The sequence below is a fragment of the Paenibacillus radicis (ex Gao et al. 2016) genome (genome assembly GCF_014641555.1).
GTDB lineage: Bacteria > Bacillota > Bacilli > Paenibacillales > Paenibacillaceae > Pristimantibacillus > Pristimantibacillus radicis.
In genome coordinates, this window is the sequence record NZ_BMHY01000007.1 from 45,430 (window position 1) to 63,074 (window position 17,645).

Annotated in this window: 15 protein-coding genes; 14 read left to right on the top strand and 1 reads right to left on the bottom strand. The window is 48.8% G+C overall.

Going from position 1 to position 17,645, the window contains the following annotated elements; translation table 11 throughout:
• Positions 1-4 precede the first annotated feature (4 nt).
• The 11 genes from IEX98_RS18015 to IEX98_RS18065 all read left to right on the top strand — a co-directional run bounded on the left by IEX98_RS18015 (position 5) and on the right by IEX98_RS18065 (position 12,016).
• Positions 5-1,792 carry a M3 family oligoendopeptidase gene (locus IEX98_RS18015; protein ID WP_188890591.1) on the top strand — a complete coding sequence of 596 codons (1,788 nt, stop codon included), beginning with the start codon at positions 5-7 and terminating at the stop codon, positions 1,790-1,792.
• A gap of 97 nt (positions 1,793-1,889) precedes the next feature.
• Positions 1,890-2,717, top strand: a complete 828-nt coding sequence (locus IEX98_RS18020; RefSeq protein ID WP_188890592.1) for a pyruvate, water dikinase regulatory protein — start codon at positions 1,890-1,892, stop codon at positions 2,715-2,717.
• Positions 2,718-2,890: 173 nt separating this feature from the next.
• The gene (gene ndk / locus IEX98_RS18025; protein WP_042164375.1) at positions 2,891-3,289 is read left to right on the top strand and encodes a nucleoside-diphosphate kinase; all 399 of its coding nucleotides are present in this window, start codon (positions 2,891-2,893) and stop codon (positions 3,287-3,289) included.
• Between the two features lie 210 nt (positions 3,290-3,499).
• Positions 3,500-4,381, top strand: coding sequence for a UTP--glucose-1-phosphate uridylyltransferase GalU (gene galU / locus IEX98_RS18030; RefSeq protein ID WP_188890593.1), 882 nt, complete (start codon positions 3,500-3,502; stop codon positions 4,379-4,381).
• Between the two features lie 17 nt (positions 4,382-4,398).
• Entirely contained in the window at positions 4,399-5,094 is a 696-nt protein-coding gene (locus IEX98_RS18035; protein ID WP_188890594.1) for a sugar transferase, read from the top strand.
• A gap of 17 nt (positions 5,095-5,111) precedes the next feature.
• Positions 5,112-6,488 carry a sugar phosphate nucleotidyltransferase gene (locus IEX98_RS18040; protein WP_188890595.1) on the top strand — a complete coding sequence of 459 codons (1,377 nt, stop codon included), beginning with the start codon at positions 5,112-5,114 and terminating at the stop codon, positions 6,486-6,488.
• A 130-nt stretch (positions 6,489-6,618) separates the two neighbouring features.
• Positions 6,619-7,371 carry a YveK family protein gene (locus IEX98_RS18045; RefSeq protein WP_188890596.1) on the top strand — a complete coding sequence of 251 codons (753 nt, stop codon included), beginning with the start codon at positions 6,619-6,621 and terminating at the stop codon, positions 7,369-7,371.
• On the top strand, positions 7,352-8,029 hold the full coding sequence (locus tag IEX98_RS18050; protein WP_188890597.1) for a CpsD/CapB family tyrosine-protein kinase: 678 nt from the start codon (positions 7,352-7,354) through the stop codon (positions 8,027-8,029). Before IEX98_RS18045 ends, IEX98_RS18050 begins: the two co-directional genes overlap by 20 nt.
• Positions 8,030-8,095: 66 nt before the next feature.
• A complete protein-coding gene (locus tag IEX98_RS18055) occupies positions 8,096-9,502 on the top strand; it encodes an O-antigen ligase family protein (RefSeq protein ID WP_188890598.1) in 1,407 nt (468 codons plus the stop codon).
• A complete protein-coding gene (locus IEX98_RS18060) occupies positions 9,499-10,611 on the top strand; it encodes a glycosyltransferase family 4 protein (protein WP_188890599.1) in 1,113 nt (370 codons plus the stop codon). The genes IEX98_RS18055 and IEX98_RS18060 overlap by 4 nt, the downstream gene beginning before the upstream one ends.
• A gap of 31 nt (positions 10,612-10,642) precedes the next feature.
• The gene (locus tag IEX98_RS18065; RefSeq protein WP_188890600.1) at positions 10,643-12,016 is read left to right on the top strand and encodes a lipopolysaccharide biosynthesis protein; all 1,374 of its coding nucleotides are present in this window, start codon (positions 10,643-10,645) and stop codon (positions 12,014-12,016) included.
• A 4-nt stretch (positions 12,017-12,020) separates the two neighbouring features.
• Here IEX98_RS18065 and IEX98_RS18070 read toward each other — a convergent pair whose 3' ends face one another.
• On the bottom strand, positions 12,021-14,192 hold the full coding sequence (locus IEX98_RS18070; protein WP_188890601.1) for a glycosyl hydrolase family 28-related protein: 2,172 nt from the start codon (positions 14,190-14,192) through the stop codon (positions 12,021-12,023).
• A gap of 319 nt (positions 14,193-14,511) precedes the next feature.
• Between IEX98_RS18070 and IEX98_RS18075 the strand changes: the two genes are divergently transcribed.
• The 3 genes from IEX98_RS18075 to IEX98_RS18085 are packed head-to-tail and all read left to right on the top strand — an operon-like array spanning position 14,512 to position 17,638.
• Complete coding sequence (locus tag IEX98_RS18075) at positions 14,512-15,441, top strand: glycosyltransferase family 2 protein (protein WP_188890602.1); 930 nt, start codon at positions 14,512-14,514, stop codon at positions 15,439-15,441.
• Complete coding sequence (locus tag IEX98_RS18080) at positions 15,405-16,520, top strand: glycosyltransferase family 4 protein (RefSeq protein ID WP_188890603.1); 1,116 nt, start codon at positions 15,405-15,407, stop codon at positions 16,518-16,520. Before IEX98_RS18075 ends, IEX98_RS18080 begins: the two co-directional genes overlap by 37 nt.
• Positions 16,517-17,638 carry a glycosyltransferase family 4 protein gene (locus tag IEX98_RS18085; RefSeq protein WP_188890604.1) on the top strand — a complete coding sequence of 374 codons (1,122 nt, stop codon included), beginning with the start codon at positions 16,517-16,519 and terminating at the stop codon, positions 17,636-17,638. The genes IEX98_RS18080 and IEX98_RS18085 overlap by 4 nt, the downstream gene beginning before the upstream one ends.
• Positions 17,639-17,645 lie beyond the last annotated feature (7 nt).

A 17,645-nucleotide genomic window follows, 5' to 3' on the forward strand; every position in this document is an offset into this window, starting at 1 on the left:
ATAAATGGCTGAATATCCGCTGACATGGGACTTGGACATTTTTTATAACGGTGGCTCGGGCTCGGCAAGCTTTGCCGCGGAATTGAAAGGAATTGAGGATGATATCGCTCAATTGGACCAGAGGCTGGAGGCTTCTTCCACTGATCCGCTGGAACAGCTTGCCGCAACGACGGAGCTCGTGCAATCGATTTTGCTGCGACTGCGGCAGTCTGATTCATTCGTTGCCTGCTTGATGGCACAAGATATGAAGGACAAGGCAGCAAGCGGACTCAATGACCGTGTGAAAACGGCAATGGCTAAATTCCTCGGCGCCTTAACCCGTTATGATAACGGACTTCGTCAAATCGATGACACCGAATGGAGAAGCTGGTTACATAATGCTTCTAGCGAAATCAAGCAGGTTGCCTTCAATTTGAATGAACGGCGCGAGCAGGCGCGTGAAAAGCTGGCTCCGGAGCTGGAAGCGCTGGCCGGCGATTTGGCGGTGGATGGCTATCACGGCTGGGGAGATCTATACAATCTGATCGTATCCGGCGCAAAGTTCAATGCTACGGGAGCGGACGGGGAGCAGAAGACGCTCTCGGCCGGTCAAATGTTCAATCGGCTTTCCGATGGTGATCGCAGCGTTCGTCAGGCGGCTTTCGCCGAATGGGAACGGGTATGGGGTGAACTGGCTGACCTCTGTGCCGATACGCTTAATCGCATTGCAGGCTTCCGCCTCAAGCTTTATGACAAGCGGGGCTGGCAGTCTGTATTGAAGGAGCCGCTGCAGATTAACCGGATGAGCGAAGCGACGCTGGATGCGATGTGGTCTGCCATCGAAGCGGGCAAGCCTGAGCTTGTTCGCTACTTGGAGCGGAAAGCAAAGCTGCTTGGCGTAGAGAAGCTGGACTGGCATGACGTTAGCGCACCGCTTGGTTCTTCGGCCAAAACGATCAGCTACGATGAGGGCGCACAGTTCATTAAGGAGCAATTTCATAAATTTAGTCCGGATCTGGCTGAATTTACAGAAATGGCCCTCAAGCAAGGCTGGGTCGAAGCGGAAGACCGGGCAGGCAAAAGACCCGGCGGCTTCTGTACAGCCTTTCCTAAGGACGGCCAGACGCGTATTTTCATGACCTATGCCGGCACTCCGGACAATGTATCGACGCTGGCGCATGAGCTGGGACATGCTTACCATCAGCATGTGATGAATGATCTGCCGGCATTCTCGCAGGAATATGCGATGAACGTTGCAGAGACGGCTTCCACCTTTGCAGAGCTGATCGTATCGGATTCTGCGATGAAGGCTGCGACCGACAAGGAAGAGAAGATTGGTCTTCTGGAAAATAAAATTCAAAACTCCGTTGCTTTCTATATGAACATTCACGCCCGGTTCTTATTCGAAACCCGGTTTTTCGAGAAGCGCAGACAGGGCATGGTGACGGCAGCAGAGCTGAGCGAGCTGATGGAGGCTGCGCAGCGGGAAGCCTTCAGCGGCACGCTGGGTGAAGTTCACCCGCATTTCTGGGCTTCGAAGCTCCACTTCTATTTAACCGACGTACCGTTCTACAACTTCCCGTATACATTCGGCTACCTGTTCAGCGCCGGCATCTATGCCCGTGCCCAGCAGGAAGGACCTGCGTTCGCTGAGCGTTACGTACAGCTGCTGCGCGACACGGGATCCATGACGGTAGAGGAACTGGCGCAGAAGCATCTTGGTGTAAAGTTGGATGAAGAAGGCTTCTGGCGCGACGCGGTTGCTTTGACGAACGAAGATATCAAGCTGTTTCTGGAGCTGACGAACGAATAGGCTCTCCTGCATAAACAGAAGGCCCCGGCAAAGCGATCGCTTTGCCGGGGTTTTCATACGAACATGATTCGACTGATGTCGGTTGGGGGACGGACTTATGAATGAAATGATCATCTATGTTTGCTCGGATGCCGTCGGGGAGACGGGGGAAGCGGTTGCCAAAGCGACATTGCGTCAGTTCGCATCAGAGGAAGTGAAAATTAAGCGTTACGGCCATATGAAAAGCGAAGATGAAGTGATTCAGGTCGTGTCAGAGGCAGCCAGTACAGGCGGATTTATCAGTTATACGCTTGTCCAGCCCAAGCTTCGGGCGCTGATGAAAGAGGAGGCGTTCCGCTGGGGTGTGAGGGCAGTCGACGTAATGGGACCCATGCTGGAAGCTTATGTAGATACGTTCGGCAGTTCTCCGAACCGCAAGCCGGGTCTGCTGCATTCCATCGATGAAGACTATCATCGGCGGATAGAAGCGATCGAGTTTGCCGTCAAATATGATGACGGCAAGGATGCCAGAGGCTTTATGCAGGCAGAAGTCGTCCTGATCGGCGTCTCACGGACCTCGAAGACGCCGCTGAGCGTCTTTCTTTCCCACAAAGGGATAAAGACGGCCAACCTGCCGCTTATGCCGGAGGTAACGCTGCCGGCAGAGCTGGCAGCCGCACCTGGCAGACTTATTATCGGACTGACGATGCAGCCCGAGCATTTGCTTAGCATTCGGACGGAGCGTCTCAAGACGTTAGGCCTTCCGCCGACAGCGCCTTATGCTTCGGAGGCAAGGATCGTCGAGGAGCTTCGCTATGCCGAGAAGATTATGGAATCATTCCAATGTCCAGTTATTGATGTTACGAATCGTGCGATTGAGGAAACAGCGGGCCTTATTATTGAGATGCTCTATCGGCAAACGGAGATACGGAACGACTGGTATTAGTCGTTTTATGTCAATTTTTGACCAGGAATGGGATTAGGAATGCGGGAAGTTGGCAATACGTATGAGTGAGGGCAATTGAGCGCAACACCCGGCTCTGCCATCTCATATAAGGGCAAAGACTTCGGGTAATAAGTTGCGAAGCAACTAATGAAGCTAGAGAAGGAGAGAATGGAATGGAACGTACATTTATATTAGTGAAGCCGGACGGTGTCAAACGCGGATTAGTCGGAAACATCGTATCGCGATTTGAAAGCAAAGGCTTCCATCTTGCGCAGGCGAAGCTGATTAGCATTGATCAATCGCTGGCCGAAACTCATTATGCCGAGCATGCCGCGCGGCCATTCTTCGGTGATCTCGTCTCGTTTATTACCTCCGGTCCGTCTTTTGCCATGGTATGGGAAGGAGACGGCGCGGTGAAAAACGCCCGTTCGCTGATCGGGAAGACGAATCCTGCCGACGCTGAGCCCGGCACCATCCGCGGTGATTTCGCGTTAAGCGTCGAGAGCAATATCGTTCATGGCTCGGATTCCCCGGAGAACGCGGATCGGGAAATCGGCCTCTTCTTCCATTAATCGGATTGCAGCTTTAAAACACCCCCGTACAGCGGTAAATATCCGCGTGCGGGGGTGTTTGCGTTTAACGAAAAGGGTGAAATAGGGATTGACATGATACAAAATGTATCTTAAAGTAAGGAGTATTAAAGATACAATTTGTATCATATTTTAACGGATCTACTTTTTGAAAAAGATAGATAAACAAATAGGGATAGGGTGATGGAAACGATGAAAAAAGTAAAAAAGGCAATTATACCTGCTGCCGGGCTTGGTACACGTTTTTTACCGGCCACGAAAGCTATGCCCAAGGAGATGCTTCCGATTGTCGACAAGCCGACCATTCAGTACATCGTGGAGGAAGCGGTAGCTTCTGGTATCGAGGACATCATCATCGTAACTGGCAAAGGAAAACGGGCAATCGAGGACCACTTCGACCACTCGTTTGAACTGGAAAATAATTTATTCAGCAAAGGCAAATTTGATTTGCTCGATGAGGTTCGCAGATCTTCTAACGTTGATATCCACTACATAAGGCAAAAAGAAGCGAAAGGTCTTGGCCATGCCGTCTGGTGCGCACGAAATTTCATCGGTAATGAACCGTTTGCCGTTTTGCTTGGAGATGATATCGTTCGCTCCGAAGTTCCTTGCGTCAGGCAGTTGATTCAGCAATATGAAGAGACTCAGCGATCGGTAATCGGCGTGCAGACGGTACAGCCCGAGGAGACACATCGTTACGGGATTGTTGATCCCCTTGCATGCTACGGCCGGCTTTATGAAGTAAACCGTTTTGTCGAAAAACCGGCTGCCGGATTTGCACCTTCCAATCTCGCAATTATGGGCCGCTATATTTTGACCCCTGAAATCTTCGAATTTCTGGCTCATCAGGAAGAGGGGGCCGGCGGTGAAATACAACTGACAGATGCAATTCAGAAGCTGAACGCTGCCGAAGGCGTATATGCCTACAACTTCGAAGGCATTCGCTATGACGTGGGAGAGAAGCTCGGATTTATTACAACGACACTAGATTTTGCCCTTCGCAATGAAGAATTGAGAATACCGCTGCTGGCCGTTATGGAGCAAATGATGAAGCAGGAATATTCGAATAAGTAAAAGGACAGGTGAAAGCGATGGCTCCAACATCTCCCCAGCGGAATGACATCGAGGCAGTTTTTGAAACCGGAACTTTATACACCGGCTATGAACGGAATCTTTCTTTAAGGCTCTATCTCATGGTCAAACGTGCAGTGGATCTGCTAGGCGCCTCCGTCGGCCTCATTCTGTTGTCGCCGATTTTGCTGCTGGTCGTTTTCAGTATAAAAATAGAGGATCCTAAAGGGTCCGTTTTTTTTTACCAAAAGCGGGTCGGCAAGCATGAGCGCCAGTTTAATATGTACAAATTTCGCTCCATGGTGTCCGATGCAGAGAAGCAGCTGGATCACCTTCTGGAACGAAATGAAATCGAAGGCGCCATGTTCAAAATGAAGAATGACCCCCGTATAACGAAGGTAGGCAAATGGATTCGGAAGACCAGCATCGATGAGCTGCCGCAGCTGTGGAATGTGATTCGCGGCGATATGTCGCTCGTCGGACCCCGTCCAGCTTTGCCTCGGGAGGTTCAGGAATACAGCAGCTACGACAGGCTCAGGCTGAAGGTAACGCCTGGCTGTACCGGGCTTTGGCAGGTTAGCGGACGAAACGCATTAAGCTTCCGGGAAATGGTGGAGCTTGATTTGCACTATATCGAACGGCGCAGCCTTCTATTGGACTTGAAGCTTATTTTATTGACCGTCAGAGTGATGTTCGGCTCTAGTGACGCCTATTAAGAGGGGGAGAATCGGATATGAAGCTAGTGTTGTTGTCCGGCGGATCGGGCAAGCGTCTCTGGCCTCTTTCCAATGACGCCAGATCGAAGCAGTTTTTGAAGGTGCTGGAGGATGAAGAGGGGATCAGGGTGTCGATGGTGCAGCGGGTGTGGGGGCAATTGGAGCAAAGCGGATTGGCTGAATCCAGCCTAATCGCAACCAGCCAATCGCAGGTTGAAATGATGCATAGTCAGCTAGGCGAGCAGGTGCCGCTTATTATTGAGCCGGAGCGCAGAGATACGTTCGCGGCCATTGCGCTGTCCGCTGTTTATTTGTACTCGCAGCAAGGCGCAAGCCTGGATGAGGTAGCGATTGTTTTGCCTGTCGATCCCTATGTCGAAACCCGGTTTTTCGACACGGTCAAGGAGTTGGAGTCTACACTCCAAACATCCCAGGCGGAGATGGCGCTCATCGGGATCGAGCCCACGTATCCTTCCTCCAAATACGGTTATATTGTACCTTCCTCTAAGCTGGACGACTCCATCCCACGCTCTTATCGCACCGTAGAACGTTTTGTTGAAAAGCCGGATGAAGAAAAGGCTAAAGCGCTTATGAAGCAAAATGCTTTGTGGAATTCCGGCGTATTTGCATTCCGGATCGGTTACGTAATCGATTTATTGGAACGCAGGGGCTGCCCCATTCAATATGAGGAGCTTGCCAAGCAATACCATCTTCTGCCCAAAATAAGCTTTGATTACGAGGTTATCGAGCGTATGGATAACATCGTCGTTATTCCGTACGACGGTTATTGGAAGGACCTTGGGACTTGGAATACGTTGACGGAAGAAATGAACAGCAGCCAGCTTGGCAGGGGGAAGGTAAGCTCGGATTGCGTCAATACGCATCTGATTAATGAAACCGATATGCCGGTATCCATTATTGGGGTGTCCAATGTAGTTGTTGCGGTTAGTCCAGACGGCATTCTGGTAACGGATAAACAAGCTAGTCCACGCGTGAAGGATTTCATCGATTACGACCAGGAGCCGATGTTCGAGGAGCGGCAATGGGGATACTCCCGTGTGCTGGATTACCAGAAATACGAGGATGGCAGCTGCGTCGTCACCAAGCGTGCTTTAATCCGGCAGCATAGAAGCTTCGGCTATCAATTGAATGTTCATCGGGAAGAGAGCTGGACCATCATAAGGGGAACAGGTGAATTTGTGCTGAACGGACGATTCATGTCCGTCAAAGCGGGAAGCACCCTGCACATTCCGATGCAATCGCTGCATAGCATCCGGGCGATAACGGAGCTGGAGATCATCGTTATCCAGACTGGACGGGAAGCGGATAACAATCAGGTGATGGAGCTGTACCGGACGTGGGACGAAGTAGCGGAACATGCCATTAACAAATAGTAGAAAAGCTTTAGGATAAATTGTTAGAGTTATGTATTGACATGCTACTAATTGTATCATAAAGTAGAGTTGTAGCGAATGTTACAAATTGTATCTATTTAACTATCCGAAGCTTCGCGGGGGTGCGATTGTGGATTTAAATCGTTATTTAAGTTTGGTCAAAAAGAAATGGTGGCTCTTGGCTTTATTTGTTATCGTAGCATGCGCAGCAGTTGCCGTTAAGAGCTACTATTTCACGACGCCAATCTATGAGGCAAGAGCCAAGCTGATCGTAAATCAAGTTAATTCGAACCTCATGCCCAACGTAGGATCACTGCAATTCGATTTAATGCTGATGGGTTCCTACAAAGAAATTATGCTGTCTTCGGCGATTTTGGATAAGGTTGTCGAGCTTAATCCAGGACTCGGGGAATCTGCCAGTCACATGGCGAGAGAGCTGTCCGTATTTTCCAGCACGAATTCTCAGGTAATGAGCATCGTGTACCAGGACGAATCGTATCAGCATGCGATGGAAGTCGTGAATGCGGTCGTCAAAGTGTTTAAGGATCAAATTCCGACCATTATGAATGTCAATAACATTACCATTCTGAATGAAGCGAAGCCTGCGGATGCCAACAGCCTCTCTCCCATTAACAACAACTTGGTTATGTCTTTACTGATTGCCTTTGTTATTTCGATCATGCTCTGTATGTCCTTCATTATTTTTCTGGATTACTTGAACGATACCTTTAAGTCGGAAGAGGAATTAAAGGAGCTGCTGGGTATTCCGGTTCTAGCCTCGCTTAGCAAGACGAAACGGAAAGATATGAGAACGGGCCGCAAAAAAGCTGCATTAGCCAAGAAAAGAGAAGTAGGTGAGAACTATGCCACGCTCAATCAATGACTCCCATTTAATCGTCTCGGCCAACCCGATGTCGCCGTTCGCCGAGAGTTATCGCGTCCTTCGCACGAACATTCAATTTTCTTCCGTGGATACTCAGTTTCAAGTGTTAATGGTTGCCTCTGCGCAAGCGGGAGAAGGGAAGACGACGGTTATCAGCAACTTGGCCGCCGCGTATGCGCAGGAGGGGAAGCGGGTTCTGCTGATCGATATGGATTTGCGCAAGCCTTCCCTCCACTATTTCTTCTCTCAGACGAACCATAAAGGTTTAACAAGTCTATTAACTGGACAATTGACCACCCAGGACGTTGTGATCCAAACCCAAGTTCCAAACCTGTCGCTCATTACGGCTGGCCCGACACCGCCTCATCCGGCAGAAATGTTAAGCTCGCAAAAAATGAGTCAATTGATGGAGGAACTAAGGCGGGACTACGATATTATTCTGGTCGATACGCCTCCTATCCTTGCTGTTACGGACGGCCTGCTTGCCAGCGTATTATGCGATGGCGTGATCCTGGTCGTTCAGGCATCCGTCGTGAAGAAAGCGCTCGTTCTTAAGGCGAAAGAGCGGCTGGAGCATGTTCAAGCCCGCATTGTGGGCACCGTCTTAAATCAACTAAACCGCGATGACAATTTGAATGTCGGCTATTACGGCATGTGAGGCTGAATGATTTTGTCACACCCACTACCGACCTAAGGCAATCGTTTCAATAGGAGTTGAATTTCATTGCGGATTCATTTGATACAATGGCGAAATCACCTCGTTTTGTTTGGCGCTACTGTGCTGCTTGCCGCCATTATTGGCTTGTTTACGCAGAGCAATCCCATGTTTATGCTCCAGATCGGCATTCTGATTGCTGTCTTTATTCCAGCGGCGGTGTTGTCGCTTCGGGATCATGCTGCACTCATCCCCTATATCGTGGGCTGCTGGGTTTTTTCTGCGGAGCTCCGAAGGCTTATAGACTGGGCGCAGGGTGAATATACGCAATTATCGTTAATGCTTATCCTGCCGCATATCGTGACGTTTTCCCTCGTATTCAGCATCATGAAGAACAGGGAGAACCGCAGCTTTGCTGAGGAATTCAAGACAAATAAGTTTTATTCTTTTATTGTGGCCGCTTACGTATATGCTGCATTTGTAGGCTTGATTTTGAATAAAACGGCTGGCATCTACGATATGATGGGATATCTCGCCCCCGCTTTAATTGTGCCTTACTTTTTTTTAAGACCGTTTACTTCCGCCGAGCTCAATAAAATTATTCAATTATGCGTTACATTTGCTTTGCTTATTTCCATTTACGGATGGATTCAGTATTTGACTCTTCCGGCATGGGATTTGTTTTGGATGAAAAATGCGCATATGACCTCTATCGGTCACCCTGCTCCCAAAGAATTCCGGATGTTCTCGACGATGACCTCGCAAGGCCCTGTAGCTGTATTTCTAGGTACGATGCTGGTCATCATGTTCGTCAACAAGGAATGGCGGGGAAAATGGGGCTGGCTGGGCATCATGCTGGTTGCATCTGCCTTTTCGATTACACTCGTCCGCTCGGCTTGGGTGACGCTCGTGTTTGGATTGGTGGGCTACATCGCTTTTATGGACAAAGGGAAAAAAGTATCGAAGATTTTATCCATCCTTGTCATTGGTGCATGTCTATTCTTTGTTATGAGTAAATTGCCGGGTGTAGAAAATGTAACGGCGAGACTGCAAACCTTTCAAAATATGGACGAGGATACTTCTTTTAAAGATCGGATTGGACTTGTTTTTCACGCGACGCCGATCATACTGAGTCATCCTCTTGGCGCAGGGTTTGGGAGTGTCGGACGGGGAACGATTCTTGGTGATGGAGCAGGCTTTGCTGGATTAGGCAGTCTGGACAACGGCTATTTGGGTGTATTTGCTACCTTCGGCCTCTTGGGGGGAGTCGCCTTTTTTATCGGGATGTACTTATTGTTTAAGCATTTGCTGTCGCTAAAAAACAACAGTATTAAAGTTTTAGCGATTTCGACGATTATTCAAATTTTAGTCGCCTTCTTTTTTGGAGGGGGGCTCCAAGCCTATCAGGGCGTTCTATTCTGGCTATTCGTGTCCATGGCGCTCACGCAATCCAATCTGAAGGAGCAACGGTTATGATTCATGTACTCGTCGTCAATCATGTAGCTGAGCAAGGCGGGGCGGAAAATGTACTGCTGACAACGCTCCGGCATATCGATAAACAGAAGTTTAAAGTGACGGCCGTATTGTTTCAGGAAGGACCGTTAGTGGAAGAAATACGCTCTATCGGCATTGAAGTCGTTACGATTAAGGCGGGACGAATACGCAATTTGCTTTATTATGCCAAGACGGTACTCCAAATCGTTAAACAGTTGAAACGTTACCGGGCTGATATCGTCATTGGCTGGTCGCCGAAGCCGTTTTTATATGCAGGTGTCGCTGCTTGGCTTGCACGAAAGCCCGTGTTGTGGTGGCAGCACGGCTATCCGTCAGCATCATCCCGCTTTGACCGGCTTGTCAATCGAATCCCGGCCAATGCCATTCTTTGCCCCTCCTACTCTGTTGCGTATGCCCAGAACGGTATAGGCGCTCAAGTGAAGACGCGAGTCAATCATCCGGGTATCGAAACGGAGTTTTTTGCTTACTCGCCTTCCGACCGGGAAGTCATTCGGGACAAGTATCAAATTCCGTCGTCTGCCAAAGTTGTTGCGTTCATTGGCCGGCTTCAGCGCTGGAAAAGACCTGATGATGTGATTCAGGCTTTCAGCCGCATACAGGATGAGCAATGTTATTTGCTTATTGTGGGCGGAGCGTTGTTCGGAGAAGAGAGTGATTACGTACAGGAATTGACAGGATTGGCTGAGCGGCTGGGCTGTGCGGATCGCGTCATCTTTGCCGGGCATCAGAAGGAGATTGCGCCTTATTTGTCGGCTAGTGACATCGTTATTAATTCGTCCAGCAAAGAGCCTTTTGGACTTGTAGTTGTCGAAGCCATGGCTAATGGCCGGATCGTTATTGCGGCAAACAGCGGCGGGCCTGCGGAAATTATCGATCATAACTGGAACGGACTGCTTTATGACGGCACAATTGAAGGTTTGTACGAATGTCTCCTTCAGGCATTGGAAGAAAACTCGGAGACTTTGCCGCTTGGCAGACGCGCCGAATTGAAAGCAGCGGAAAGCTTCTCAGCACAGCAGATGGTAGGCCGATTCGAAGGGTTGCTCGCGGATATGTACAAAGAGGCGTAACTACAGCCCCGAGAGGCAAAGGAGTATTTGGATGAAGGAGCAGCAAGGGGTAAAAGGACAGTGGATGAGGAACACGCTGCAGACGTTTGGAAGCCAAATCGCCATTATGTGCATTACAATCCTGACAGGCGTTTTGCTTGCTAGGGGACTCGGCGCAGAAGGCAGAGGAACCTATATTGCGATCACGATGTGGTCCAATTTGCTGTACTGGGGATTCAATTTCGGACTTTATCAATCCGTCATCTATTTTTCAAAAAGCTATGATGGAGATAAGAAGGTTATTTTTACAACCTTTCTTGTCTACGGGGTCATTCTTTGTTCAATTGCTACGCTTATAGCGGAAGTTGTAATCGTTCCGATGGTGACTGCAAACGGAGGCAGTGATGTCGTACTCGCAGCAAAAATCTATTTCTTGGGCATTTTCTATGCGGCCTTCTCTGAGATTATTATTAGTACATTGGCGGGCGAGGAGAAGTTTGGATACTCGAACGTTCTTCGTATGGCTGTACCAGGCCTGACGGCAATTGCCATGCTTGGACTTTATGCAACAGGCTATCTGTCGAGTGTAACAGCGCTGTATGCTTCCTTCATCATTTCGACCCTTCTATTCGTTATGAATGTGGTTAAGATCATCCATATGAAATACGTTAGCTACAGGATTAACTGGCGACTGATGTGGTCTGCTTTCAAATACGGCTCGAAGTCGCATGGAGGCAGTGTAGCCAGCCTGACATCCGAGAACTTAACGCAAATGGTTCTGTCTCTTTTCTTGCCGCCGGTTGCTTTGGGACATTATTCGGTTGCACAAAGCGCAACATCGCCGGTTAACACGATCACCTCGACGATTGCGATCACGACCCAGCCGAAGCTGACGGCCGAAGAAAAGCACAAGGTACACAGCCGGGTTGTGGAGCTGATTAGAAAAGCAATTATTCTAGTGGGAATCGCCGTCGCGGGCATGACTGTCGTATTGCCATTTGGTATTGAATTCGTTTACGGCCATGAATTTGAAGCGGCGATTATTCCTGCTTTGATTTTGCTGCCTGCCAAATTATTCGATTGTTTATCTAATGTACTGAGGAATGCTTTGAACGGTGCGGGAATGACGTTCATCAATACGAAAAGCGAGCTAATCGTATTGATTGCAACGATGGCCTGTATGTCCGTTTTTTTCACTCGCTGGCAATTAGTTGGAGCCGCTGCCGTGACCTTAATTTCCAGCCTGGTCCGGATTGCGATCTTCTTTATTGAATACCGGAGAAAGTTTGCGCACTTCACTGTGGCGGAGGCATTTCCGGGAAAAACGGATATGGTGGAGCTCTATAGGGATGCGCACAGCCGAATCGCCCGGGGATGGGCAGACCGGCGCAAGCGCGGTCTATCCCCGGAGCGATCGGAATTATAGCGCCTTAGAGGGCTGCTAAAGTGAGGACGCCATTTCTGACGATTAATTGATACCGGATTCCGCTGGCTTCGTCAGTTAGAATCAGACCGTTGCCAGGACCGCCGATCTCCAGACTTTTATCCGCATACAGGTAAGGCACCGGCGAGTAGGAGCTCACATGGTCGTACGATACCATGACACCCGCAAAGTAAGTGGGGTTCGTCTTGGACAGAACATAAAAGGAAAGCCGATTGGCAAGTCCGCTTGGAATGCCTTGCTCGCGTCCGAGCATACGAAGCCAGCCTAGCTGCTCAGTGCCGATGACATCGTCATAAATATTCGTTCCTTCCCCCTCGATTCTTCCCCTTGAAGCATAGTAGGTAAAGCTTGTTGGCGTGGTCGGCAGGACAAAATATTGCATGGCAAGCGGCCGGTTGCTGCCAACATTGAGGGGAAGTGAAGGGGCATTGAAGTCGATTTGGAGACTAGGCTCATTGACGCCGTCCGGTGTAAGCTTGATGATTTTGATATTATTTCCGATAATGCGTTTCATTTCATCGGTGACAGGGACGGGGAGCTCGGAAGCGGAGACGATGCTTAGCTTTCCTCCATTGCCGACTCTCCAATTGTCCAATACTTCCGGATTCTTCAGCAGGTTAGCCGGGGCAATCGGAACGAATGAACGGGTGTCACGCTCTTTCATTCGCGACTTCAGATCGTCAGAGGTATAGAACGGTGCGATTTTTTCTTTGACTACGATATCGTTTATAGATAATCCGCTTAGATCCAATATTCCGGTAATATTGGAGATCCGGTTAATATAGGCGGAGCCTAATGCGCCTTTATTTGTAGACTTCATCAATTTATTCAGCGTATCGCCGAAGACGGCGGTTGTTTGCAAAGCGCCGAACCAGGCTGCATATTTCTGCTTTTCCGAAATCGGCTTCAAATCATCAGGCAGGGCGTACTGCCAATCGCTCTCATTATCCGTGTAATCGGGTCTCGACCAAGAGAAGCCAAAGCCAAATGTCTTGAGGTTAAATGAGATGGATTTAGGCAATAGCCGAATGGCAGCTTCCCCGCATTGCTCAAATTGTGCAGACATCAATATACCGCTCAAACCATTCACATCACTGACGCTGTTATAATCATTGAGGCCGCTGTCAATGCATTGGTAAATGCCGTAGGGAGAAAATCCTAAATGCACTCTAGTGATTTGAACCCCTATACCTCCGCGGTGGCCTGCAACGAGCAGTGTCCCCAGCAGAATGCCGCAAAACTCCCCTGAAATGTTTCCGCCCTGGTAGAAATAATCACCATTGTTTAGGCGGCAATAGACGCCGATCAAGCCGCTCCAATTACAATCATACGAAGTAACGTGGCCCGTATTGTTATTTAATAATTGTCCGACTTTTACGAAGCGGGTTCTTACATTGCGGAATATAGGCGTAGCATTTCCGGCTATTTCTATAGCTGCAGGGCCAACGGCAAACATTTCATAAAGATCCTGATCAAACAGTTTTTTATCGATCCATTTACTTAAATACCGTCTGTTGTACTGAATCATGCCATGGACGGTGAAATTTTCGAATACCGCACTAATTCCTGCCGTTTGAATTTTTAAGCAAGGCAATAAATCGGTTTTCGTATCAATTGGATCCCACTGCAATATCGCTCCATACTGTTCTCCGTCCACATAAGGGCCAGTAGCGGATACGATACCCCGGGAGTAGCTGATCAAGGTTTGGCGAATACGGTATTCGCCAAGGGGGAGAAATAATTTATAAGATGAATTGCAAAATTGCAAGGCTGCTTGCATAGCTGCCGTGTCGTCAGTCGTTTTATCACCCTTAGCTCCAAACCAGTGAGGATAGACGTAATCAATTTGCGCTGCTCCGTTAAATAACCCTCCGGCTGTAATGTCGAAGATCCAGTCATGAGTTCCCGCATCGATCGAGCCGTTAATCGTTAGTACAATGCCTTTATCTGGTTTTAAGCGAGCGTTATTGGCGAATAACAGCCGCTTGTTAGCAGGTATTGTTATATTTTTTTTTACGGCGTAAACCCCTTTTGGGATGAAAATGATATCTGAACCTGCGCCCATTGCCGCCACGATTGCTGCCGAGCTGTCTTTGCTTCCGGTCGGATCTGCGCCTTTCTGGACGATATTGTTGCCAAAATCATCAATTCCCGCCATCTGAAAATCACCGCCTCCATTCATTCGTTATGTAACCGCAACCTGGCGCAGAAACAATAGCATATAAGATGAGGTGTGTGGGTGATCTCGTTGGACTACATACTAGGATAGTATATGAGATTCACATGTTGATAGGGACGGCGTTTGCCGTCAATAGAAGGCCCAATTCAATAGACCCTAGTATATATCATTTGTGAAAATTAGGCTGACGCTATTGACATGATACTTTTTGTATCTTAGAGTAAGGGTATAAATGATACGAAATGTAACTATTGATTGAAGATGAGCCGATCAATTATATGCAAGGGAATGATGGTGAATGCGGATAAGTGTAATAATCCCCTCATACAACCGGTTGCAAAGCTTGAAGCTCTGTCTGGAAGGGCTCAGGAGGCAAAGCAGACTAGCGGATGAAATCATTGTAGTTGCTAGGGCAACAGACGCTGAGACTATACATTTTGCAGCGCAGCATAAGGATCCGGCGGTTCGTGCCACTATCGTTGAGGCTGGAGGTGGAATAGCGGCGTTGAACACGGGTCTCGAGCAGGCATCAGGAGACATTATCGTCCTAACGGACGATGATACCGTTGCTTATCCGGATTGGTTAGAGAAAATCGCTCTGCATTATCAAGCTAACGAACGGCTTGGCGGTCTCGGAGGAAAAGACTGGGTTTATCACTCGGGTCAGCTGGAAACGGGCAGAAAAAACCGGGTAGGCCAATTGCTATGGTTTGGCCGAATGATCGGCAACCATCACATCGGATACGGAGAAGCGAGGCAAGCAGATATCTTAAAGGGAGCCAATATGAGTTTTAGGAAAAAGGCGATAGAGGGCCTCCTATTCGATAAAAATTTAAAAGGCAGCGGGGCGCAGGTGCACATGGAGGTCGCTTTTTGTTTGGCAGTCAAAAAAAAGGGCTGGGAAATTATTTATGATCCTAACGTTTGCGTCAATCATTTCCCTGCCGAACGGTTTGATGAAGATAAGCGCAATACGTTTCATGAGGCGGCTTTTTTCAATATAGCCCATAACGAAACCTACGCTATTCTGCGAAGCTTGGGCGCAGTGAAACGATCCGTCTACCTGTTCTGGGCGCTTCTGATCGGCAGCAAGGCATCTCCCGGAATTATTCAATGGATCAGACTCATGCCCATAGATAAATCGGCAGCTTTGAAAAAGCTGTTCATATCACTTAAAGGAAGAGTTGAAGGATGGAGAACATGGAAACTGTATCGAAATTCGAATTGAGACCGCTGCGGATTGCCGTTATCGCACTAGAGTTTATTTCTTCCCGCCATAGAACCGGCGGTGTGAGCCATTATAATCATCGGCTATGCACGAAGCTGGCCGATATGGGCTATGACGTGACCGCAATCACGCTGAATGGCTATCCGGAGGAATTGAATTATAAGGTATCACCTTTATTTGAAGACACGGAAGTGAAAAATCGGTTTGCCCGTTATTACTTAGCGCCGTTCAAAGGCCGAGACGTAGACTTCGGCGCTTACGATCTTGTCATTTCCAGCGGTGATGATTGGGCGATGCGGCGCTCAGGGAAAACCTGGGTCCGCATCATGCACGGCAGTGCCTATCGAGAGGTTCAGCATAACAAAAAATGGCTGAGGAAGTTAAATCTCTCGGTGCTTTATTTACTGGAGCTGCTCTCTTGGAGACAATCAACCGTCACGTTATTCAACTCGCAAGATACACAGACTTTATACCGTTCCCGCCCGCAGGATAAAGTGCTGCATCTGCCAGTCGATCACCAGTTGTTTTATCCCGGAGATAAGGCGGCAGATCCTACTATTTTATTTGTAGGGGCGCTCGACAGCCGGAAGAGGGGCCGTCTGTTAAGAGATTTATTCGTTTCCGTAATTAAGCCGAAGATTCCAAACGCTCAGCTATGGATGGTGTGCTATCCTGACGAGCCGCATGACGGCGTAACCTATTATCAAAGCCTGAGCAACGAGCAATTGGCTGAGCTTTTCCGGCAAGCCCATATTTATTGCATGCCTTCGACTTACGAAGGCTTTGGCCTGCCTTACTTGGAGGCGCTCGCCAGCGGGACTTTGGTTGTCAGTACGCCTAATCCCGGAGCGGTTGAAATTCTAAATGGCGGGGAATATGGCATTCTGGCATCAGATGACCAGCTGGCTTCCGCTTTAATCGAAGGGTTATCGAACCGAGAGGGTTATCAGGAAATGTTGGATAAAGGATTAGAGTGGGCCAAGTCGCATTCCTGGGAGCAGGTGGCCGTTGAATATCTTTCCTACTGCCCCGATTGGAAAGGCGCCTCCACGTTGGAAACGGCAGGTGCAATGTCATGAATATTCTTCTCTCCATTCACCACGAAATGAACAAAAACGCGGGCGCGCCCGGCGTAACCTTTCAACTATACAAGCAATATCAGAGGCTGGGGCATAACGCAGTGATGTTCTCCTTTGATGATCTGCCCTCTTATATCCCGGGAAAGTGGAAGGCCGTTCTGTTTCCATATTACCTTTATCTCAGAATTAAGCAGCTCGCCAAAAAAGGGGAACTGGATGTGGTTGATGCCTCTAGCGGTGATGCATGGGTGTGGTCGCTGCTAAGAAGCAGAAAACGATCACCTGCACTGGTGTCCAGAAGTCATGGTCTCGAGCATACGATGCACGAAAATATGCTGGAGGAGCAGCGCAGAGGAAACCTCAAATTGTCATGGAAGTATCCGCTCTATCACGGAGGTCTTCGGCTTCAGGAAGTCGCGATCTCCTTTCGAAGAGCGGACGGAGCGTTGTTTCTGAACCATCGAGATTTTGAATATGCAGTCAGCCGGCTGAGGGTGCGAAGTCCGCTTGCCCGGGTCGTGAGAAATGGCCTGCCGGATGAATTTCTGCATTTGCCGATTGATTTTAATCTAGGCCCGGAGATTCGGATCGCCCAAATCGGCAGTTATATTCCGAGGAAAGGCATTCACTACACGGCTCAAGCGCTAGACGGGATATTACGGCAATTTCCCCACGTTAAAATATCTTTTATCGGCACAGGATGCTCGCGGGAAACCGTTCTTCAGGATTATGACGAGCAGCTTCACGATCAAATTGATGTCGTCCCAGCATATAGCCACGAAGAGCTTCCTAAGCTGCTTGTGAATCATCATATCAAATTATTTCCGACCCTCTCAGAGGGGTTCCCGCTTTCCCTCTTGGAAGCGATGGCTTGCGGACTGGCCCCAATCTCCTCCTTCACAACAGGCTCCTTCTTAATTGATGGACGAGATGCCTTGATTATTCCTTTCCGGGATGCTGCGGCCATTCAGAAGAAATTGAGCCAGCTTATCGAAGATACCGACTTCCTGCAATCCATAAGGAAAAAAGCTTATGAAACGGCGCAACAGCATGAATGGAACCGTATCGCCGGAGAGGCGATTTCTTTTTATGAGCAATTGAAAGAGAGCAAGCTGTAAGGACATT

Bases quoted from the DNA above. Each gene is read 5' to 3' on its own strand.
- IEX98_RS18060 (WP_188890599.1), top strand. From the start codon at position 9,499: ATGATTCATGTACTCGTCGTCAATCATGTAGCTGAGCAAGGCGGGGCG.
- IEX98_RS18020 (WP_188890592.1), top strand. From the start codon at position 1,890: ATGAATGAAATGATCATCTATGTTTGCTCGGATGCCGTCGGGGAGACG.
- galU (WP_188890593.1), top strand. From the start codon at position 3,500: ATGAAAAAAGTAAAAAAGGCAATTATACCTGCTGCCGGGCTTGGTACA.
- IEX98_RS18050 (WP_188890597.1), top strand. From the start codon at position 7,352: ATGCCACGCTCAATCAATGACTCCCATTTAATCGTCTCGGCCAACCCG.
- IEX98_RS18085 (WP_188890604.1), top strand. From the start codon at position 16,517: ATGAATATTCTTCTCTCCATTCACCACGAAATGAACAAAAACGCGGGC.
- IEX98_RS18015 (WP_188890591.1), top strand. From the start codon at position 5: ATGGCTGAATATCCGCTGACATGGGACTTGGACATTTTTTATAACGGT.
- ndk (WP_042164375.1), top strand. From the start codon at position 2,891: ATGGAACGTACATTTATATTAGTGAAGCCGGACGGTGTCAAACGCGGA.
- IEX98_RS18070 (WP_188890601.1), bottom strand. From the start codon at position 14,192: ATGGCGGGAATTGATGATTTTGGCAACAATATCGTCCAGAAAGGCGCA.
- IEX98_RS18065 (WP_188890600.1), top strand. From the start codon at position 10,643: ATGAAGGAGCAGCAAGGGGTAAAAGGACAGTGGATGAGGAACACGCTG.
- IEX98_RS18040 (WP_188890595.1), top strand. From the start codon at position 5,112: ATGAAGCTAGTGTTGTTGTCCGGCGGATCGGGCAAGCGTCTCTGGCCT.
- IEX98_RS18075 (WP_188890602.1), top strand. From the start codon at position 14,512: ATGCGGATAAGTGTAATAATCCCCTCATACAACCGGTTGCAAAGCTTG.
- IEX98_RS18035 (WP_188890594.1), top strand. From the start codon at position 4,399: ATGGCTCCAACATCTCCCCAGCGGAATGACATCGAGGCAGTTTTTGAA.
- IEX98_RS18080 (WP_188890603.1), top strand. From the start codon at position 15,405: ATGGAGAACATGGAAACTGTATCGAAATTCGAATTGAGACCGCTGCGG.